This window comes from Streptococcus mitis (assembly GCF_946190155.1).
Lineage (GTDB): Bacteria > Bacillota > Bacilli > Lactobacillales > Streptococcaceae > Streptococcus > Streptococcus mitis_CL.
In genome coordinates, this window is the sequence record NZ_CAMHZL010000069.1 from 1 (window position 1) to 257 (window position 257).

Sequence of the window (257 nt, forward strand, 5' to 3'; positions counted from 1 at the left end):
TTGAAAATATTGATATTGAAGCGGCGGAAGAATACAGCAGCAATTTGGCTACGCTAGCGGAAGAGAAACTGAGCAAACTGGACGGATATCGCAGTTATCGTTGCTCTAGCTCCAGCTTGCTGGCTTTTAACTTTGACGGAGTACACCACAGCGATTTGGTCACATTGCTGGCAGAGCAAGGTATCGCTCTGCGCGCCGGCCAGCATTGTGCTCAGCCGCTAATGAGTGCGTTGGGTATCAGCGGTAGCCTGCGAGCC

General features: G+C 51.8%; 1 protein-coding gene. It reads left to right on the plus strand.

Annotation, left to right across the window (positions count from 1 at the left end):
* Positions 1-257 (plus strand): aminotransferase class V-fold PLP-dependent enzyme (locus tag N8O80_RS09560; RefSeq protein WP_261028129.1); only part of this gene is annotated, 257 nt, incomplete at both ends.